The 14,809-nt window shown below is 46.7% G+C and carries 14 protein-coding genes; 3 read left to right on the top strand and 11 right to left on the bottom strand.

The annotated features are described in order from the left end of the window. Positions 1-7: 7 nt before the first annotated feature. Genes HRU79_00290 through HRU79_00270 form a run of 5 tightly spaced genes read right to left on the bottom strand, consistent with a single transcriptional unit; the run spans position 8 to position 6,383 of the window. Positions 8-1,039 (bottom strand): ATP-binding cassette domain-containing protein, encoded by a 1,032-nt coding sequence (locus HRU79_00290; GenBank protein QOJ25157.1) that lies wholly within the window; start codon positions 1,037-1,039, stop codon positions 8-10. Beyond that, entirely contained in the window at positions 1,036-2,040 is a 1,005-nt protein-coding gene (locus tag HRU79_00285) for an ABC transporter ATP-binding protein (protein ID QOJ25156.1), read from the bottom strand. The genes HRU79_00290 and HRU79_00285 overlap by 4 nt, the downstream gene beginning before the upstream one ends. Continuing rightward, on the bottom strand, positions 2,040-3,167 hold the full coding sequence (locus HRU79_00280; GenBank protein QOJ25155.1) for an ABC transporter permease subunit: 1,128 nt from the start codon (positions 3,165-3,167) through the stop codon (positions 2,040-2,042). The genes HRU79_00285 and HRU79_00280 overlap by 1 nt, the downstream gene beginning before the upstream one ends. A 9-nt stretch (positions 3,168-3,176) precedes the next feature. After that, positions 3,177-4,409, bottom strand: coding sequence for an ABC transporter permease subunit (locus tag HRU79_00275; protein ID QOJ25154.1), 1,233 nt, complete (start codon positions 4,407-4,409; stop codon positions 3,177-3,179). An 18-nt stretch (positions 4,410-4,427) separates the two neighbouring features. Beyond that, the gene (locus HRU79_00270; protein QOJ25153.1) at positions 4,428-6,383 is read right to left on the bottom strand and encodes an ABC transporter substrate-binding protein; all 1,956 of its coding nucleotides are present in this window, start codon (positions 6,381-6,383) and stop codon (positions 4,428-4,430) included. A gap of 86 nt (positions 6,384-6,469) precedes the next feature. On the opposite strand from HRU79_00270, the gene HRU79_00265 reads away from it, so the two are divergent. Further along, positions 6,470-7,393 (top strand): flavin reductase family protein, encoded by a 924-nt coding sequence (locus tag HRU79_00265; GenBank protein QOJ25152.1) that lies wholly within the window; start codon positions 6,470-6,472, stop codon positions 7,391-7,393. Here the strand turns inward: HRU79_00265 and HRU79_00260 are convergent. The 5 genes from HRU79_00260 to HRU79_00240 are packed head-to-tail and all read right to left on the bottom strand — an operon-like array spanning position 7,341 to position 11,990. Beyond that, entirely contained in the window at positions 7,341-7,931 is a 591-nt protein-coding gene (locus HRU79_00260) for an acetyl-CoA carboxylase biotin carboxyl carrier protein subunit (protein QOJ25151.1), read from the bottom strand. The genes HRU79_00265 and HRU79_00260 overlap by 53 nt on opposite strands. A 10-nt stretch (positions 7,932-7,941) precedes the next feature. Next, positions 7,942-9,132 (bottom strand): hypothetical protein, encoded by a 1,191-nt coding sequence (locus HRU79_00255; protein QOJ25150.1) that lies wholly within the window; start codon positions 9,130-9,132, stop codon positions 7,942-7,944. 32 nt (positions 9,133-9,164) lie between these two features. Then, a complete protein-coding gene (locus tag HRU79_00250; protein ID QOJ25149.1) occupies positions 9,165-9,731 on the bottom strand; it encodes a 5-formyltetrahydrofolate cyclo-ligase in 567 nt (188 codons plus the stop codon). Further along, complete coding sequence (locus HRU79_00245; protein QOJ25148.1) at positions 9,724-10,611, bottom strand: DMT family transporter; 888 nt, start codon at positions 10,609-10,611, stop codon at positions 9,724-9,726. The genes HRU79_00250 and HRU79_00245 overlap by 8 nt, the downstream gene beginning before the upstream one ends. Beyond that, positions 10,608-11,990 carry a dipeptidase gene (locus HRU79_00240; GenBank protein QOJ25147.1) on the bottom strand — a complete coding sequence of 461 codons (1,383 nt, stop codon included), beginning with the start codon at positions 11,988-11,990 and terminating at the stop codon, positions 10,608-10,610. Before HRU79_00240 ends, HRU79_00245 begins: the two co-directional genes overlap by 4 nt. 155 nt (positions 11,991-12,145) lie before the next feature. Between HRU79_00240 and HRU79_00235 the strand changes: the two genes are divergently transcribed. Continuing rightward, positions 12,146-12,766, top strand: a complete 621-nt coding sequence (locus tag HRU79_00235) for a cyclic nucleotide-binding domain-containing protein (GenBank protein QOJ25146.1) — start codon at positions 12,146-12,148, stop codon at positions 12,764-12,766. Between the two features lie 31 nt (positions 12,767-12,797). After that, on the top strand, positions 12,798-13,643 hold the full coding sequence (locus tag HRU79_00230; protein ID QOJ25145.1) for an MBL fold metallo-hydrolase: 846 nt from the start codon (positions 12,798-12,800) through the stop codon (positions 13,641-13,643). Between the two features lie 15 nt (positions 13,644-13,658). Here HRU79_00230 and bshA read toward each other — a convergent pair whose 3' ends face one another. Continuing rightward, complete coding sequence (bshA, locus tag HRU79_00225) at positions 13,659-14,786, bottom strand: N-acetyl-alpha-D-glucosaminyl L-malate synthase BshA (GenBank protein QOJ25144.1); 1,128 nt, start codon at positions 14,784-14,786, stop codon at positions 13,659-13,661. Between the last annotated feature and the right edge of the window lie 23 nt (positions 14,787-14,809).

Raw genomic sequence — 14,809 nt, 5'->3', positions numbered from 1 at the left:
GGCTGTTTTATTCCACAACATGGCATGCCACCATGGCTCCGCTCTGTTTAAGAGTCAGCTCGGGTTTTACCTTTTCGCACAATGGAATGGCTATCGGACACCGCGTACGGAAGCCACAGCCCGTTGGTTTATTCATCGGAGTGGGAATATCGCCCTGGAGGACGATCCGCTGCCTTCCTTCAATATTGGGGTTTGGCTCGGGAACAGCACTGATCAGGGCGCGTGAGTACGGGTGGGTTGGCGTAAAATACACCTGGTCTGATGTCCCGATTTCAACAAGATCACCCAGGTACATCACGGCAATTCTGTCCGAAATGTGATAAACTACGCTAAGATCATGGGCAATAAAAACGTAAGAAAGATTAAATTCATCGCGCAGCTCTTCCATAAGATTGATAACCTGGGCCTGAACGCTGACGTCGAGCGCACTAACAGGTTCGTCGCATACAATCAAATCCGGATTTGTTGCCAGAGCGCGGGCAATCCCGATTCTTTGTCGCTGTCCGCCACTGAATTCATGCGGATATCTTCCTGCATATTCAGGTTGCAACCCAACACGTTCCAGGAGATACAGCACCCGGTCATTAATCTCGTTTTTTGAGAGCGACTTCATGTGCAGTTCAATCGGTTCGCCAACAATCTGGCGCACCGACAGTCGCTGATTTAATGATGAGTACGGATCCTGAAATATCATTTGGATGGCCTGGCGGTATGGCAGCATCTCACGTTTTGATAGCGGAAGGAGGTTTGTTGTCTGCGATCCGTCCTTGCTGTAGTTCACCGATCCCGAAAGGTACACATCTGGCGATACATGACGCAGCACATTGATGATTGCACGTCCGACCGTGGTTTTGCCGCAACCAGACTCTCCCACAAGACCAAGGGTTTCGCCCTTATTGATGTGAAATGAAACACCGTCAACAGCCTTGACGTCGGCAACCTTTCTCTGCAGCAGACCACCATAGACGGGAAAGTAAACATGCAGATCGTTAACGTCGAGCAAGGGTGTTGGCTGTGATTGTGTTGTACCGTTGCTCATACCGTAGCCTCTTTCTTAACCAGATGACAGCGCACAAAATGGCCTGGAGTTATTTCGACTAGTTCGGGTTCCACCGTATCGCAGATATCAATTTTAACTTCGCACCGGGTACAGAACTTACAGCCCTGTGGCAGGTTCATAATACTTGGGACGTTTCCGGGGATTGCCTTTAATTTCTCGTTGCGATCTCTGTTCCGTTTCGGTCGTGGTATTGAGGCAAGTAAACCCTGTGTGTACGGGTGGAGCGGGTTATTAAACAAATCATTAATTTCAGCAATTTCCTGAACTTTGCCACCATACATAACAATAACGCGCTGACACATCTCGGCAACAACAGCCAGATCGTGGGTTATTAGTACGATGGCGGCATCTCCCCTTTTCTTCTGTAGTTCGAGCATGAGCTCCAGAATCTGTGCCTGAATGGTAACATCGAGTGCCGTTGTTGGTTCATCGGCAATCAGTATCGAGGGGTTGCAGGCAAGAGCAATTGCAATCATCACACGCTGACGCATGCCACCCGAAAACTGGTGCGGATAGTCGTTAATTCGTTTTTCGGGATCAGGTATTCCTACCAGGCGAAGCATTTCAACAGCATGCTCAAGTGCCTCTTTTTCGTTCATGTTAAGATGGCTTTGAGCAACTTCGGCGATCTGCATTCCAATTTTAAATACTGGGTTCAGGCTGGTCATGGGTTCCTGAAAGATCATAGCGATCTCCTTGCCCCGAACCGAATACATGTCTTCGTACGGTAACAAGGCGATGTCTTGGCCCTTATACATGATTGACCCGCTCATGATCCGGCCTGGCGGGTCAGGTATCAGTTTCATTAGGGAAAGTGCAGTCACGCTTTTGCCTGAACCGGACTCACCAACAATGCCAAGGACTTCACCAGGGAAAATGTCGAAACTGACACCGTCCACGGCTTTTGCCCACGTTCCACCGATATTAAAATATGTTTTTAAGTCTCTTACCTGAAGAAGAGGCGTTTGAGTCTGTGCCATTATCGTAACCGTGAGAATACTTTTGGATCGAACGCCTCTCGAATTCCTTCGCCAATAAACACCACGAGGCTTAATGTTATAAACATTGCAAGCATGGGTACTAACACTAACCAATATTCATTCATGTTTGCCAAACCAACGCTGATCATTTGCCCCCATGACGGTGTCGGCGGACGGAGACCAAAACCAAGAAAGTCCAGGCTTACCAGTGCACCAATGCCACCAACGATTGAGAAGGGGAAAAATGTAATAAGCGGAACCAGTGAGTTTGGCAGGATATGCTTGACCATGATGGTTCGTGTTGGTACACCAATCGAGACAGCTGCGGCAACATAGTCTCTTGACCGCTCGCGGTAGAACTGTGCACGCATCTGAGTGGCTACACCGAGCCAGGCAAAAACAGCTATCAGGATAACCAGCATCATAAATGTTGGTTCAATTACGCTTACAATAATGATAATCAGGAATAAGAACGGAATTGATGCCCAGATCTCCATGAAACGCTGACTAAGAATGTCGAACTTACCGCCAAAGTACCCCATGGCTGCTCCGATGGGTATCCCAATCAGGTACTCAATAAGAGCAATGAGCAGGGCAAAAGAAATCGATACCTGAAAACCGTACGTCATCCGCGAGAAGACGTCTCTGCCCCGGTCATCCGTTCCCAAAAGTCGTACTGAGCCATTGCCATCTTCAGCAAGCGGTTCCAGAAATTTATCATTTCCAGTAACGGTGATATCTTCCAGTGGCGAAAACGGGTACAAGGGCATCATCACCCAATTCCCTTCTCCCTCTTCGTCGAGCCGCTGTTGAAGGCTTCTGTATTCTGCCTCACTTTTTACTCCTGTCTGACCAAAGGTTTCACCACTGTAAAATGATGAGATGTCCAGGAAATTCAGAATCGGTAAGGATGAGAGCAAATCGAGGCCGGCAGGTGAGTAGTACTCACCCTTGTAATGTACGATTAATGCTTTATTGCTTACCAATACCGGCAGGAGAAAACTCAGTGCATATGCCGATACAAGGATAACGAATGACCAGTATCCACGGCGCATCTCCCGGAACTTTTGCCACCTTCTCCGGTTAATCGACAAACTTTCCTTGTTGTCTTTGTTCTTTCGTGCCATAATGTATTATCAGCTAAAACGAATTCGTGGATCAACCATCGCGAGTAAAAAGTCAGAGATCATCGAACCAACAATCGTGATCATTACAGAGATCATTGCAAATGCAAAAAACACATTTGAGTCTCGGTACAGAATCGCATCAAATGACAGCTTGCCGATACCTTCAATGTTAAAAGCAACCTCGATGAGATAGTTTCCGGCAAGGAAAATCCCGATAACACCACCAATTGACGCAATCAGCGGGATGATACTATTTCGCATTGCATGCATCCAAATCACTCTGTCTTCACGGAGCCCTTTTGCATACGCAGTCCGTACATAGTCCTGTCCCAGTGTATCCAGTAACGAGTTTTTCATCAGCATCGTAAGTGAAGCAAATCCATTCAGAGTATAGGCCACAGTCGGAAGCACAAAATACCACATCCGGTCACCGATTTTCTCAAGTAAGGAAAGGTCGGAATAGTCGGGTGACTGGAAACCACCGGTTGGGAAGATCGACAGGAAGCTACCACCACCTAACAGCACCAACAGTGTGGCACCGACTGCGAAGGCCGGGAGGGAGTATGCCAGGAATACAATACTCGACGAAGCGGCATCAAAGGCCGAACCGTGCCGTAAAGCTTTCTGTACGCCAAGATAAAAACTGATGATATACGAAATGATAAATCCAATAATACCAAACTGCATCGAGACATCGATTCTGTCTAGTACTAATTCCGTGACGGGTTTCCGGTACTGAAATGATGTCCCGAAGTCAAAGGTAACAATGCCTGAAAATTTCTTTTGATACACCCACACGCTTCCGGCTTTCTTTGACGGATCTACGTTCCAGTCTGTAAGCTGTTCAGTAGGGTTTTCAGCGTTAAATACCTTGTATCCTGCAGCGTCTTTTTGAACAATGACCCGCTTACCATTACCAACATTGCGCGGCTGCCCGATTTCGGTTTGGTAATCATTTACGGGGCGTGGCATAAGACCCAGCCAGATTAAATATCTCTCCCAGATCGGTTTGTCAACCTGATAATAACGCTGAAGTGCTTCAAGTTGCGACGGTGGTAACGACATCCCTTCCATCCCGGTTGCCGATCCCGCACCCTCAGCCCCCTGCCCCTTCCGCAGGGCATTGAGTTGCTGTTCGTAGGCCCCACCGGGAGCTATCTGAACAACAAAAAAGATGACGATTGTTGCGCCAATAAACGTTGGGATGGCCAGTAAGCAACGCCGAACAAAATATTGAAACATCAGATTTCTCTCGGGTTACTAATTCGTGAACTTACGCCAGTAATCGATTGTCCGGATGCTTTTATCACCACCCAGATCTTTCTTGTTCTTCATGGCTTCTTTAAGTGCCTCAGCCTTTTCAGGTTCATACCACCAGGAACTAACGATTGTACCATACAAGTATCCTAACTGTGCATATCTGGACAAGCCGTATTCTGGCATTCCAAATTTATCCCAGTAAGCAAACCGGATTCCCTTGGGGTTCCACCAGAAACTGGACATATACTCGTTATATGCAATTCCGTCGATTTCCTGAATAATTTTAATCTGACGTTGTACCGAATAGGTTGAGTCATACTCTTTTAACAACTCATCAACCCGGGCGTTTTTGAATCCCTGAATATTATTGTTATTGTTTTTATCAGCAAGGGAACTCATAAGCGAAGTTTCCGGGTTTGGTGTTAACAACCCTGAATATCCGTACAGGAAAATTGTAAAGTTCCGCTCGTCAACAGCTTTAATGAGTGAGTTCCAGTCCATAAACTTCAGTCTAAGATCAACACCAATTTTCTTAAGCTCCTGTTGGTATGGTGTTATCCAACGCTCGGAGTCCTTCGTGATCGGCAGTTCTACTACAAATGGTTGTCCGTTTTTCACAAGAATACCATTCTGATCGCGCGAGGTCCACCCTGCTTCAGCCAACAACTTCGAGGCTTGTTGTGGATCAAACTTTACGGGAGGGTTTGATGGATTAGCATAAACGGTGTTCGGATAGTAGGTGTCGTATGCTTCATATTCACCATAGAGCAGTTTTTCAATCAAGGTTTCACGAGGATACGCCATAATAAAGGCCTGCCGTACACGCTTGTCGCTAAATGGTTGTTTTCGCATGTTAAATGTAATCCCCTGGGTACCCATTGGACCGTTGGTAAACACCCGACATCTGCGAACCCAGCCATTTTTCAAGGCATCGTAGGTAGTGTCATTAATTAGCCATTCAGTACTTAGCATGTTAAAACGGTACAAGTCAGTTTCGCCTGTTTTGAACTTCTCATACAACAGCCTCATGTTATCTTTTACTACGATATAGTTGATAAAATCAAAATTCGAGTAGTTTTTTGCTGTAGGATATTGTATCGCCCAATAGTCTGGCCGGCGCGTACACTTCCATGACGCACCGGGCTTGATGTCTTTTTCAAGGATGATGTACGGACCTGTGCCCACAGGCATATTGAAATTAAATTTCTCGAGGAATTCAGTACCGGTTAACTTGGAAATCTCGTGTGCAGGTAAAATGAGGAGCGATGCACCAAAATAGAGGAGGTCACGGAAGTTGACAGTTTTTGACTTGACCTCAACAATGTATTTACTTATGGCTACCGGTTCTTCGAACTTTCCAAACACTAACTGCATAGATGGTTCAAGGATCGATGGGTCCATGAGGAGCTTCCATGTTGCTACAACATCTTCGGATGTTACCGGTTTACCGTCGCTAAATCGGGCATTAGGGTCTAAACGGAACGTATAGGTTTTCTTGTCTTCACCAACCTTCCAGTGTGTTGCTAGTGATGGTATGTACTCTCGTGTAATCGGGTGGGTTGACAGGAGGGTTTCATAAACAAGCCCCGACATTTCGGATATGGTCGTGATGTTCGAACCTTGCCCAACCGGACGGAAGGTGTTTGGGAACTGGGATTCAGCCAGGGTTATACTCCCGCCCTTTTTAGCTCTTGGGTCGCCAAAGTACTTCATTTCGTCCTGTGTTGGCTCGTACGTAGTGTAGCCAAGGTCAGCCGCAATTTTCTCGAAACCGTTACCACCCAAACTGTCAGGAACAGATGGGTCAGCACCGGGAGGCGTATCGTACACCTTCCAGGTAACCTTGATCTCTGATGAAGCAGTCCGTTGTTTCCTTCCGCAAGAAGGTAAAGTGATGATCGAGACCAATGTCACGATTGTTATCAAATAACGCATACTGCGACCAGTATTTATCATAAGTCCGTTTCCCCTATGTTTAAATGAGGGCATTAAAATAGCACGAAGTAATCATTTGTGGCTGCCGAATATACATATCTTCGCTCATGAGAACGATTTTGCCTGACGAGATGCAGCATCGAGACCGGCACCAGCTCCTCATTGCAGGTGTCTCTCCCCGTCCAATAGCGCTGGTTTCTACAGTTGATTCTCACGGAATCGGGAATCTTGCACCGTATTCTTTTTTCAACGCCTTCTCTTCAAAGCCGCCGATAGTGGCGATAGGGCCTGCCACCGCAGTTAAAACGGGCAGAGAAAAGGATACATGGCGGAACATTACTGATACCGGCGAGTGTACCATCAGCACGGTGACATCAGCAATGGTGCACAGAGTCAACCTTGCCTCAGCCCCTTACCCTGACACGGTAGATGAGTTTGAGAAATCTGGTCTTACCAAACAGAAAAGCCGGATTGTTCAGCCGCCGTTCGCTGGTGAGAGTCCGTTTGCCATGGAATGTGTGCTGGTTGAGAGTATCGCTCTCAAGCGGGACCTTGGTGGCAATGGGAATTTGATGCTCCTGGAAGTTGTTGCCTTTCATGTTGCAGACAGTGTGTGGGAAAATGGTACCATCAGTCCTGCTAAAATGGATCTTGTGGGCAGAATGGGTTTAAGCTGGTACACCGGGACAAGGGATATCTTTACGGCAATTCAGCCGTCCCACCTTCCAATGGGCATGGATGCGCTTCCTGAGGACGTCCGCACAAGTATGGTTCTTACCGGGAACGATCTGGCACAGCTTGCCTACCTCCCTGAAATTCCAAAGGCAGATCCCGACTTCATCCAGTCGGTTCAATCCCTTAATGCTGATTCCGTAGAAATTGAACTTAAATGCGAGAATCCGAAAGGGGCTCTGGCTGCGTTTATACGGCTTGGGAATACCAATGACGTGATATCACGGCATAGAATCGCCAAGGCATTCATAGCAAGTAATCTTGTTTATGAAGCGTGGCAGGTAATTTTGTACGGGTGACTACGCTGTTAGTTTGAAGCAATGGGTGCAAGGGTGCAAGGGTACAAAGCCGCCCCCCTTTTTCAATTGTCTGACCCGTTTCTACCTGTAGGTCATGCACCATGCCGTCAGACGGAGCAGTGATGGCATTTTCCATTTTCATTGCTTCCAGAGTAAACAGGGTTTCGCCCTTCTTAACGACTGAATTGTTTGTTACAAATACGGACTTAATTAAACCGGGCATTGGTGCTGAAATCCGTATTGTTCTTGACTGAAGCGCTGGCGATGATGCGAGAATGTCCAGAAGTGTGTGGTGTCTTTTACGAAAGATTTCTACTGGATAACGGTACCCACGGATTGAAACAAATGCCTTGAGCATTCCATCTGTTTCAATACAGACAGGTATAACGGCACCACCGGTATGAATGTTGTATTCCCAAATCCCGGGACCTTTGTCAAGGATAACTGACTGGTTATTACAGGTGCTCTGTGTATCGGATACCTCTACACTGTAATTAGCATCCTGTTTGTCAATACAAACAACATAGACTTCGTTCATGGGTACAAACTTACTGCGCCTTGCATGATAGTTTAAAGAGCCGTCCACCGTACACGCCCAGAGCCTCAAAGGATGTGGTCGTGCGGTTGTAGATTACGCTCCCAACTGTATCGCACATCTTGCCCATTTGTACAACATTGCGTTCAGGATATACCACAACAAGGGTTGTACTGCTTGGCCAGGCAACAGCTGTCCCGGACGAATTAACGGCAATCTCAGTTGTAATGGGAACGGCTGCGTTTACGGCATGGCGTCTACCGTTAATCACGATATACTCTCCGTTGTCCTTACTTGCGTAAACCATTTGGCTGCCGTCATGCGAGAACACAGTTGGGCCGGCTGAACTCCCCTGAGGATAAAAAGCAGCGTTGTAACCAACTACCCTGCTGCCCTGATATACCGTCCTGTAAGCAACAAGTGGGTCAAACGGACTTAACGAAAACCTGTAATCGAACTCTTCCAGGGGCGGGCTTTCCCATGGATTCAGGTAGTCGGCTGCATATACGTATGTACGAATCTGGCCAACAGCATCAGCCCCCTGCCATGCCACAACATCACATTGTTTATTAAGTCGGACAGTACTCAATCGTTTCATATTCGGCGTAAGTTCCTCGGTTCCGAGCATCATTGATGTTACATCATTAGTCTGTTCACTGTATATGCACTCTCCCGAACTCCACACACCATGGAGTGTTATGGCATTCCCCCTGGTAACTTCAGAGCCATTAGATACTAGCACGCTGAGGTCTCCACGCTCTTCAATCCATGCAACAACAAGACCTTGGGGGTCAAAATGCAGGTTTCGAACCGGATAGCTTGAACCATAGCTGCGCATGCCATTGGTAATTCGTCGTAAGGTACCGTCATTTTCAATCCACCATGGATCTGCAGATAACGGTGGAAACGTAACAAATTCCACGTGATGCTGTGTGACTCGGCTACCTGACGGCACAACGATGTAGGACTGGTTCATAACCGTTCCGACTGTTGCCCAGGATTCACCGTCAACACTAAAAATCGGTGGTTGAACGCTGTCGAACGCCCCGATATCCTGCCCGTCGATGATGAGGCTTTGTTTATCCTTGGTAAGGCGGGTAATCGCCCACCAGTGTCCAGTAGTATCAATATCAAACCGGAGTATTTCATGCGAGTTGTCCAGGAGCAACACGTCGGAACACTGGGCAGTGGCGGTATAGCCCATGAAAGTAAAAAGGAAGGTATAAAGACTTACGATTAGTTTTTTTTGTACCATCGTTCTTCGGTTGCGATGCAATCTAACGGCACATCGTGCTCGTCCACCGGCATCTGTGGCGTTTTTTGAAATTCGTAGGCGAGACCAATTTTCGTAGCATCGGCTTGTGAAAGAAATCTGTCGTAATACCCTTTGCCATATCCAAGACGATCGCACTGCTCATTAAATGCAACCACCGGAACCACGATACAACACGTAGGGTCAAAAAACGATGCCTGAACGGATTCACGAACATCGATAGGTTCAGGTATTCCATGGCTACCCGTAGACCATTCTGTATCACGACTCACCTTAACGTGTGTTAAATCTGCTGAGCCAATCATTACGGGAACATAGACATCCTTACCGGTTCCCCACGCATATTCGATAAATGGATTTGTCTGAATTTCGGCTGAAGTACTCATGTACACGTGAATGGCTTTTGCCAGTTGAAAAGCTCGTTGCTTATGAGCCCTTTCAAAGATGATCAAATCCCACGTTTCCTTTTGTTGTGCAGTCATTGCTGATCGCTTTGTACGTACGGCTGCGCGAATCTCGTCCTTAGTCATTTTTACGGTAGTAATAGGTTAATAAATCGGGAGTAACCACGGCCAACATAAGAACAACAGCACCCGTGAACTGTCGGTAGTTCCATTGTTCAACGGCAAGAAGCAACGCAAGGGTGCTCGCAAATATCGGCTCCAGCGAAAATATAATTCCTGCACGAACTGGATGGGTGAACCTCTGTTTGGTTGTTTGAATCCAGGTTGTTACGACAGTTGCCAGAATTCCGCAATACAGGAGTGTCATTACCAATTCCGATGTGTACACCACTGGGGCCAGACTTGAGTCCACGATTGCCGAGGCAAGGAGAGCAAGGAGTGCAGTGACCGTGAACTGAATGATGATCAGCAGGTTAATGGCCCCATCAGAGCCGGAGTATGCTGTTGTGAGCTTGTCAAGCATTACGATGTAGCCTGCCCAGCCAACTGCACTGACCATCGTGAGGATGTCACCTAGACCAACCCCACCATACTCGGGTTCAGTAAACAGGAATAACCCCAATAATACCGCTGCTGCCCCAAGCCAATGTATTCCAGGTATCCGCTTACGATAAAACATCCGGTAGATAAATGGAATGAACACAACAGTTGTTCCTGTAATAAAGGCGGATGTTGTAGTTGAAACATCTTGAAGAGCGATACTCTGCAGCACAAATCCGATACCATATAAAACACCAAGTCCGATACCGTAAATAAGCAGGCCGGGTGTTAACGATCGTAGTGAGCCATGCCATAGAGCAACTGATACCACAATGGCAATACAGAACCTAAAGAAAACGAAGCCTGACGGAGAAATGAATTGAAATGAGGCTTGAGTTAATAAAAATGTTGCTGACCATAGTGCAGTTGCTGTTAGCAAATATGCTTCAGCCCGTAACCGTGTCACTCAAAGTCCTGTACTGATGAATAAAAGCGAATGCAGGCTTCGATACCCTTATGGAAATTTGCAAGGTGAAAGTGCTCATTCGGTGAATGAAGGTTTTCGGTGTTTAAACCAAAGCCCATGAGGACGGCAGGAACTTGTAAAACCGATGTAAAGAGGTCAACAACTGGAATCGAGCCCCCTTCTCTCTGAAATACACAGGGCACACCGAATGTTTTTTCCAGTGCATCCTTCGCTGCTCTTGTGGCTGCATTATCCCGGTTTACATACACTGGATTTGCTCCGTGTAGGTCCACAACGGAAACGGTTACACCCTTCGGAGCGTGCTGCTGCACATGTTTGCGAACAAGTTCAACGATGTGTTCGGGTTTCTGGTTTGGAACAAGTCGCATACTTAGCTTTGCCATCGCTTTCGCTGGCAGAACGGTTTTGGCTCCAGCTGCCTGATACCCCCCTGAGATGCCGTTCAGATCCAGCGTTGGCCTCACCCACAGCTTTTCAAGCGTGCTATATGTTTTTTCGCCACCAAGGGCGGTGACACCAACGTCAGCAATCAGCCTGTCATCCATAGAACCCAGGTCTGCGATCTCTCCTTTTTCTTCCGGAGTTAGTTCAAGGACGTCAGTATAAAAGCCATCAATGGCAATACTGCCGTCGTCGTTACGCATTGATGCTATTATGGAGCACAGTGCATTGAGAGGGTTTACAACCGGTCCGCCGTACGCGCCACTATGAAGGTCTCTGTTGGGTCCCTGAACATGAATTTCAACGTAAGCCAGTCCTCGCAGCCCAACCACCAGGCTTGGTCTGTTTGGTGCAAACATTGCCGTATCGCTGATAACAACGGCATCACAGGCAAGCTTTTGGGTATTAGCCTTGATGAAGGGGGCTAGGTTAGGGCTGCCAACCTCTTCTTCGCCTTCGATCAGCATCTTGATATGTACGGCTAGCGACCCATCGGCAATCAGTGCCTGTAATGCCTTGGCGTGTATCAACACCTGCCCCTTATCGTCAGTGGCACCACGGGCGAATACTTTCCCGTCACGGACTGTTGGAGTAAACGGTGGTGTTGTCCAAAGTTCCAGTGGATCTACCGGCTGTACGTCGTAGTGACCATAAAACAGGATTGTTGGTGCATCGGGAACAGCACACCGGTGCTCTGCAAAAACGATCGGGTGTCCGGCGGTCGTAATAACTTCGGTATGCTGCAACCCGCAGCTACTGAGATGTGCAGCCAGCCACTCTGCACACTGTTGCACGTTAGCTGCTTCGTTGGGGTTTGTACTAACCGATGGTATTGATAAAAAGGTAAACAGGTCTATTTCGCTATTTGTTTGATTTTGGGTAGCACGCTCCAAGGCGTTTTCGTTAGCAGTTATCATTTTGTTTGTTATTTGGTGTGAAAAAAAGTCAAATGGGCGCGTTTTTTTTGTTAAGTTGGGAACTGTTGTTTAAAAGCTCGTTTAATTTAATAACGTGGTCGCTTGGAAGGCTTCAATAGATGTTTGAAGTTATTTTGCATTTGTCAAACTTACTGATGGTGGTTGCATTTCTCGTACGCTCCATCCTGCCCTTGCGTTTACTAGCCATTGCCGGTGGGTTAACCGGAATAATCTATGACTGGCACATAGGAGAAATGGGAATGGTTGCCTGGGAAGGTCTGTTTACGCTTGTTAATGTTGTCCAGGGAGGGATCCTGATCTACGAAAAGCAACGAGCTAAACTCACGGCGGAAGAAAAGATTCTCCACCAGACTCAATTCAGCAAGCTTAATGTGGTTGACTTTTACCGATTAATTCGGATTGGGAAATGGGTTACATCCGGAGCCGGAGATATTTTGACAATACAAGGTAAGCCGGTTGAAAAAATCATGTTGCTTACTGACGGAGCTTCGTCTGTAGAAATCGACGGCAGAATCGCAGCCTACTGTAAGCAGGGTGATTTTGTTGGGGAGATGGCGTTTGTTTCGGGTAATCCTGCTTCGGCGACTGTTCAGACTGTTGTACCGTCACGCTACCTTATGTGGAACTTTAATGACCTAAAACATCTATTAAAGAAATATCCGGAGCTCACTAGTGCACTCCAGGGAGTTTTTACAAGTAATTTGGTAGATAAATTGCTACGAGATCAGACTACAAACAATGTTTCTGCCGGGTGAGGTTTTTGTTCCACTTAATTTTAAACCCTAAATGAACATAGTTCCACTTAAAGGTCCATTGGCGTTAACGAATTCAGGAGCACTGGAAGTAGTTTTTCTGGGAACGGGAACAGCGTTTGCGTCAGAACTCAACCAGACCAACTTTTTAATTATCAAGGGTGATACTCATATTTTGGTTGATTTAGGCATGACCGGACCTAAAGCCCTGGCAGAAGTCGGGTTAAAGGCTGAAGATATTACAACGATTTTGCCCACACATTCGCATGCTGACCATATAGGCGGTATTGAATATTTGGCATTGAGAAACCGGTATGTTGCTATTCCCAGTGGCCGCCCGAAGATCACCATGGTTTCAACGGATGAATACCATACAATCTTATGGAATGAAAGTCTTCGTGGCGGACTGGAGTATAACGAAATAACATCAGAAGGTAAACGATTAACTCTGGAAGACTACTTTAACCTGCAGCTGGCCACTCCCGTGCCGGGAACTCTGAACCGTCCGCTATATCGGATTGAATATGGAGAGATTGCACTTGAGTTATTCCATACCAATCACATACCGGGAGCAGCTGAATTTACACGGGATGCATTTATTACCTACGGTTTAATGATTGATGACCGGGTGTTTGTTAGCGGGGATACAAAGTTCGACACTGACCTGATAGAGCACTATGGCCCTAAAGCTGAATTTATTTTCCATGATGCGAGCTTAATGCCCAACGCAGTCCATGCTTCGATAAACGATCTGAAAACTTTGCCAAAATCTATCAGGGAAAAGATGATGCTCATGCATTATCAGGACGAAACCCGGGATGAACATGCCTCGGATTTCTCGGGACTTGCAAAACAGCAGGTGCGCTATATCTTCCCGTAATAGTTTGGTTTGTTGTTATTTGCCTTGAGTGAGTGCATCATACATGGCTTCGTACATCGGTACAATCGTGCTGCTGTCGAAATTTCGTACCGCACGCTCCCGTGCAGCCGTTTTAAAAGCTTGCATCTTGCGTTTACTGGTGAGCAGGTCAAGACAATATTTGGCCATCCGCTGGACGTCACCCAACTCTGCAAGGTAGCCGCATTCTCCGTGCTTAACAACTTCGCCAATACCACCAATGTTAGTGGCCACAACAGGAACACCGCATGCCATTGCCTCAAGGGCCGACAAACCAAAGCTTTCCTGCTGTGAAGGAAGAAGGAAAATATCAGCAGTACTGAGGAGCTGAGGCAAGGCACTTTGTTTTCCCAAGAATGTAACGTGGTCCGCCACTCCCAATTCTCTTGATAAGCGCTCAACCTCACTCCGTTCCGGGCCGTCACCTACAAGTACAAGGCGTACATTTACAGTTGCAAGTAACAGTGCAAGTACCCGAACACAATCCTGAACCCTTTTTACTGAACGAAAGTTCGATACATGCATCAATACAAACTGGGAATCCCGCTTAATTTGCCTTGATAAATCAGTGCAGGAGTCCGGCTTATAAACTTGTGTATCAACAAAGTTTGGTATAATTTGAATTGATAAATCAGCTCCAAAATTCTGAGTGGTTCGCTCAGCAAGGAAATTTGATACCGCTGTAATTCCATCAGATTTCTCCAGTGCAAACTGGATAAGCGGATGGTAGGATGGATCAAGGCCAACCAAGGTGATATCGGTTCCGTGCAGCGTGGTGAGAAGCTTGAACGGATATTTATCCTTCAGAATAAGCGAGGCTAAAAATCCGCTTACAGCATGAGGGATTGCGTAATGAACATGCACTACGTCGAGAGATTCATATTTTGCAACGTCGATAATCTTCCCTGCAAGGGAAAGAGTGTATAAGTTGAATTCGAATAACGGATATTGAGGTGACTCTACTTCATGGTAGTAAATGTTTTCCTGATAATTATCAAGCCGCATTGGTTGTGCATACGTTATAAAATGCACATGGTGTCCACGCCTTGCTAAATGCGTTCCCAGTTCTGTTGCAAGTACACCACTACCACCATAGGTGGGATAACAAACCATTCCAATATTCACGTATGAATCTCCATTATTAAAAC

The sequence above is a fragment of the Ignavibacteria bacterium genome, from assembly GCA_015709655.1.
Lineage (GTDB): Bacteria > Bacteroidota > Ignavibacteria > Kapaibacteriales > Kapaibacteriaceae > OLB6.
This window is presented reverse-complemented; position numbering and strand designations above follow the sequence as displayed.